The sequence below is a fragment of the Steroidobacter sp. genome (assembly GCF_016790065.1).
Lineage (GTDB): Bacteria > Pseudomonadota > Gammaproteobacteria > Steroidobacterales > Steroidobacteraceae > Steroidobacter.
Window position 1 is genome coordinate 1 of record NZ_JAEUPY010000792.1, and the last position, 5,627, is coordinate 5,627.

Consider the following 5,627-nt stretch of genomic DNA (forward strand, 5'->3'; position numbering starts at 1 on the left):
GTACTGCACGGTGCATGATGGGGAGCTCGCGTACGGCATCTTGCAACTCCTGTTGCAGCGACAACCGCTGGGCGATGTTGTCCGGTAACGCGTGTGCGAGCTGATCGCCGAGTTCCTCGACCATGTCCGAGTCGTAGGCCACCAGGCTGCGATCTTCCCGAAAGCGGGCTTCGCGAACCACGTGCGAGGCAATGCCGAACAGATAGGCCTGCGGGTTGCGAATCGCGTCGGCATCGTCCACTTGCAAAAAGCGCTCGAAAATTTCCTGGGTCAGGTCGGCGCTGGCCTCCGGCTCCCGCACCCGTCTTTCGATGTACCGATGCAAATCAGCGGCGTATTTGCGGAAGGCCGCCGCCGTCAGGCGGGCAACTCTGCTAGGAGGTGCTTTCGGCTTGCGCTCACGCATTCATCGAGTTCTCTGGGTACCCAATAAGTAAGTGTGTTTTGGCGAGCCATTCCTTGGTGTGATTTTAATTTTTACCAAGGTTTGCGGCAGCAGATGGCACTTAGTGTACAGGAGGCACTGTTCGGCGGTGCCTGGGCGACAATGAAAACCATGGGGACTGCGATGACACGATCAATCTGGGTGCGGGCCGCGGTGGCGGCGATGCTGTGTACGGCCGCGCATGCTGAGCCCGTGCTGCCGGAAGCGACTGCGCTGACGGAGATTGTTCTAGATATCAAGGCTCAACCGGTGCGCCAGGCGCTGCAGGCGTTCGGCGAGCAGACCGGCCTACAAGTGCTGTTTCGCTCCGAGGGCGTGTCGCTCGATGGCGTGACCAGCCTGGGCGTGTCGGGAAAGCTGTCGACTCGCGAGGCGCTGGATCGGCTGCTGCGCCAGACCGGGCTGCAATACGAATTCATCAATCAGCGCACGGTGCGGATCAGCGCGATTGCCGCGACCTCCAGCCGGGCACCGAATTTGACGCCCAACTTGACGTCAAGTTCGCTCACTCAGGCCGAGCCGGCCAACATCAGTCTTGCGCAGGCCGTCCCCAATGACGCCGCCAGTACGGACGCCGCGCAGGCCGCGGCCGAAGGGCCGGTCAGAGGCATTCCCGAAGTGATGGTGTTCGGCAAGAAATCGCTCAACACCGACATCGAACGTACCGAAGACGATCCGCAGCCCTATGTGGTGTTCGATCGGACCAGCATCGAGCGTGCCGGCGCCGCGAATTTGAATGATTTCCTGATGACGCGCCTGCCGATGAATGCGGCCATGACGACGTCGCCGGGCGTGCAAAACGCCGGCAATCGCAGTCAGATCGCGCTTCGCGGCCTGATGGGGCAGACGCTCATTCTGATCGACGGCCGGCGGGCCGCGCCGACGTCGGCAGGCTTCAGCGCCGGTCAGACCGATATCAATGGCATCCCGATGAACGCCATCGAGCGCATCGAGATCCTGCCGACCACGGCTTCGGCCGTTTACGGCGGTTCTGCGACCGGTGGCGTGATCAACATCATCATGCGCCGTGACTACGCGGGCACCGAGGCAGCGGTGACCTATGACAACAGCTTCGATTCGGATTCGGCGGTCAAGCGCTACGAAGTGTCCAGCGGCTTCTCGTTGTTCGAAGGCAAGACCAGCGTCTTGCTGAATGGCAGTTACATCGAGCGCAACAGCCTGGCGTTCAACGAGCGCGATTTGGTGCAGCGGGGCCGGGCGCGCATCGTCGCCAACAATCCGGACTACCTGGGTTTCATGTTGCCGCAAGCCAATGGCACCAATCTGCTCAGCGTCGGTGGCGACCTGGTGCTGGATGACGGAACGCCGTTGAACTCTTACTTCACCTCCGCACCGCCGGGCTACGGTGGCTTTGCTTCGGATGGGGGCGCCGCTTTGCGGGCCAATGCCGGCCGCTACAATCTCGGCCTCGCCAGCATCTCCGACCCTGGGTTTCAGGGCGCAAACGCGGCCATGACCGGCGGCGGCCCGCCGGTGAAATACTTCGGCGGCTCGGTGCGCCACGAATTCAGCGATCGGGTGAAAGGCTTTTTTGAGATCTCGCATTCGGAGAACAATGCCCGTGTCGGCGGACGGGGCATGGCGGACTACCTGACCAATGTGGCGCCCGATGCGCCGAGCAATCCTTTTCAGCAGCCGCTCATCGTTCCCTGGTCGTCGAACCAGGTCGGCGGATATCAGGAATACAGCAGCGAGTACGACCGTTACGGCGCCGGCGTGATTCTGCAACTGCCTGGCGGATGGACATCCTCGATCGACTACACGTTGTCCAAATCGAAGTACGCCTATCGAGACAACAAGCCTTATTTCGGCTCGGCATTCGATGCCGCGGTGGCCGACGGCACCATCGATGTGCTGCGTGGGTTCGATGCGCAGGGCGTGAATCTGTCGCAGTACATCGAGAGCGACTTCACCATCTTGCAGACCCCGCTGGAAGTCACCACCGACAATCCAGCGCTGCGTTTGAGCGGCCCGATCGGTTCGCTGCCAGCGGGGCGACCGCAGTTGTCGTTGCTGTTGGAGCGTCAAGATACGGACTTCGGATCCAGCTCGGTGATTCAGAAGCCCAGCGCGGTGGTGTTCCTATATCCAGAGCGTTCGCAAAAGGTGGACAGCGCCTATCTGGAGTTGCGCGTGCCCTTGCTGTCCTCGCTGACCGATGTGCGTTGGGCCCAGGAGCTGGAGTTGCAACTGGCCGGGCGCTGGGACAAGTACCAAAGCGTCAACGCCAATCGAGTGATTCGTGCCGAGAGCGCGACCTCGGCAGCGCCGTTCAATTTCGTTCGTAATGAGTCGGAGGAGTTCTCGCCGCTGATTGCGTTACGTTTTCGTCCCATCGACGACATCGCGTTTCGCGCCAGCTGGGGCACGGGGTTTCTGCCGCCGGATATCAGCCAACTCGGTGCTCCCAATCTGACGCCTGCCGCGAACATCAGCTTCGCTCGCGATCCGCGTCGTGGTGGCACGGCGCCATCGGCACCGATTCGCGACACCTGGGGCAGCAGTCCTGACTTGAAGCCGGAGAGTTCCACCACCTGGTCCGCGGGTTTGATTTTCACGCCGACCTGGTTCGAAGGCTTGCGGCTGTCGATCGACTACACCCAGATCGAAAAGGAAGACAACATCACCGCGCTGACCATTCAGCAAATCCTGGACAACGAAGCCTACTTCCCCGGCCGTGTGACTCGCGGTGCCAGTTTGCCGGGCGACCCGGCGGGTTGGGCCGGCCCCATCATCGCCATCGATCGTTCCAACATCAACGCCGCCAGCACCAATCTGGAAGCTTACGATGTGCAGCTCGACTACACGCTGCCCACTGCCAGCAAAGGCACGTTCGAGTTTTTCGCCATCGCCACCTGGCAAACCCAACTGGATGTGCAGACGGTGGCGTCGGCACCGGTGGTCGACTCCTTGGGATGGGGTTCTTCGCTCAACACGCCGTTGGATTTGAAGGGCAACTTGGGCGTGTCGTGGAGCTTGCATTCCTGGACGCTCGGCTGGACGACGCGATATTCGTCTTCGTACTACGTCGCCAATCCGGCCTCGGCCTCGAGCTCCGCGATCTTCCTGGCGCAGGGTGATGGCGGACGAGTGCCTGCTCAGACGTATCACGACGTCGTTGCTACTTATCAGTTCGGGGTGAGTCATTCAGGACGCTTCGGCAGTCTGCTGGATGGGCTGAAAGTGCAAGCGGGCGTGCGCAACGTGTTCAACACCAAACCGCCTGTCGATATCAGTGCGTCCTCGTTGTACTACTACAGCGGTCTCGGCGATCCGCGCCTGGCGACTTACTACCTGACGCTGCGTAAAGACTTCGGCGGCCTCTGATGAAGCACACCGCGAGGAAGGTCTGGCCATGTGCGCTGTGGCTGCTCGTTTTTCAGAGCAGCCTGTCGCTGGCGTCCGGCGACGTGCTGCAAGGATTCGATGCCGAGGTTGAGGCGACCATGCGGGCCATGCAGGTGCCGAACGCCGCGGTAGGTGCGGTTCGTGACGGCAAGGTGGTATTCGCCAAAGGCTACGGCGTGCGTGAGCTGGGCAAGGATGCGCTGGTCGATGCCGACACCATCTTTCCGATCGCCTCGATCACCAAGTCGTTCACGACTGCAGTAATGGCCTCGCAAGTGGACGAGGGCAAGTTGGCATGGGACCAGCCGATCCGTGAGTACTTGCCGTGGTTTCAGATGTTCGATCCGGTGGCCACCGAACTGATCACGGCTCGCGATCTGGCGAGCCATCGCTCCGGCCTGCCGCGGCATGATTTCATTCGTCAGAGCACTTATCTGCAGCGTGCCGAGCTGGTGCGGCGGATTCGCTATTTGCCGCCGAACCAATCTTTCCGCGAGGGCTACCAGTACAACAACCTGATGTATGTCACTGCCGGCTACTTGTCGGGCGTGCTGGCGGAGTCGAGTTGGGAGCAACTGGTGCACGATCGAATCTTCGTGCCGCTTGGAATGAATCGCTCGAATACCGCGACCAAGGATTCGGTGCGTCAGGGCAACTATGTGGCTGCGCATGGCTGGCCGGATTGGCCGGAGGGCCAGCTGCGAGTGGTTCCGTTCTATGACTATCAGCAGTTCGGCATCGGCCCGAATGGCGCGGTGAACTCGACAGTGCACGACCTGTTGAAGTACGCACAGATGTATCTGGATGGCGGTAAGGCGGCGGATGGCAAGCAAGTGCTATCGGCGCAGCAGCTCGAAGAGTTGTTTCGTCCAGTGGTGCCGGTGAGACAGCCGGAAACACAAATCATCAATGCCGACACCACGTATGCGCTGGGCTGGTTCAGAAGCTCTTATCGCGGCGAGCTGATGCTCTCGCACAGTGGCGTCATCGACAGCTTCAGGTCGCAGTTGATTCTGCTCCCCAAGCGCAAGCTGGCGGTGGTCGTGTTGAACGGGGGGCTGGCCGAACGCATTGCCGTGCGCTTGACCGATCGTTTGTTGGGCGTGGCCGAGCCGGGCTATCTCGACAGTTTGCCGAAGCCGCCGGAGCTGCCGCCACCGACCAAGGCGCCAAAGCCGTCACCTCGGGTGAAACCTGTCGTTTCCAATCCGCCGAGCCTGCCGCTGTCTGCCTATGCGGGAAATTGGTTTCATCCGGCGTTCGGCACGATTCGGGTGGACGTCGCCGATCAAGGTCTGAACTTGCACTTCGATGCGTTGGACCTGGCGTTGGTGCATGACAGTCACGATACTTTTCGTGTGACGACCCAGCGCCGAGAGCAACTGTGGGCCCAGTTCATTACCGACCGGAGCGGCAAGGTGACGGAGCTGCGGTTGCCGTTGGAGCCCGAAGTCGCTCCGTTTAGCTTCACTCGGCGATAACCATGAGACTCAGCCTGATTGTCTCAGCGTTGCTGAGCTTGCCGATGCTTTGTTTCAACGTCGCGGCGGCGCCTCGGCATTTCGATGTGCTGATTCGCGGCGGTGAGATCGTCGATGGCAGTGGCTCGCCGCGCTATCGCGCAGATATCGCCATCAAGGGCGACGAGATCGTGGCCATCGGGCGCTTCGATGATGCCAAAGCGGATCGAATCATCGACGCGCGCAACAAGGTAGTCACCCCCGGCTTCATCGACATGCACGCGCATATCGCCGATGCCGGGCGGTCGCGGCGCGCGTCTGCGCTCTTGTCCGACGACCGACGCTTACGCGCA

Annotated in this window: 4 protein-coding genes; 3 read left to right on the top strand and 1 reads right to left on the bottom strand. The window is 61.2% G+C overall.

From position 1 onward, the window contains the following. On the bottom strand, positions 1 to 406 hold a 406-nt coding region (locus JNL55_RS32160), incomplete at its 3' end, for an RNA polymerase sigma factor (RefSeq protein ID WP_293864332.1). A 162-nt stretch (positions 407 to 568) separates the two neighbouring features. Between JNL55_RS32160 and JNL55_RS32165 the strand changes: the two genes are divergently transcribed. The 3 genes from JNL55_RS32165 to JNL55_RS32175 form a co-directional block, all read left to right on the top strand. Then, positions 569 to 3,793, top strand: coding sequence for a TonB-dependent receptor (locus JNL55_RS32165; RefSeq protein ID WP_293864335.1), 3,225 nt, complete (start codon positions 569 to 571; stop codon positions 3,791 to 3,793). Beyond that, complete coding sequence (locus tag JNL55_RS32170; RefSeq protein ID WP_293864338.1) at positions 3,793 to 5,295, top strand: serine hydrolase; 1,503 nt, start codon at positions 3,793 to 3,795, stop codon at positions 5,293 to 5,295. Before JNL55_RS32165 ends, JNL55_RS32170 begins: the two co-directional genes overlap by 1 nt. A 2-nt stretch (positions 5,296 to 5,297) precedes the next feature. Continuing rightward, a partial coding sequence (locus JNL55_RS32175) for an amidohydrolase family protein (protein WP_293864341.1) occupies positions 5,298 to 5,627 on the top strand: 330 nt, incomplete at its 3' end.

Bases quoted from the DNA above. Each gene is read 5' to 3' on its own strand.
- JNL55_RS32165 (WP_293864335.1), top strand. From the start codon at position 569: ATGACACGATCAATCTGGGTGCGGGCCGCGGTGGCGGCGATGCTGTGT.
- JNL55_RS32170 (WP_293864338.1), top strand. From the start codon at position 3,793: ATGAAGCACACCGCGAGGAAGGTCTGGCCATGTGCGCTGTGGCTGCTC.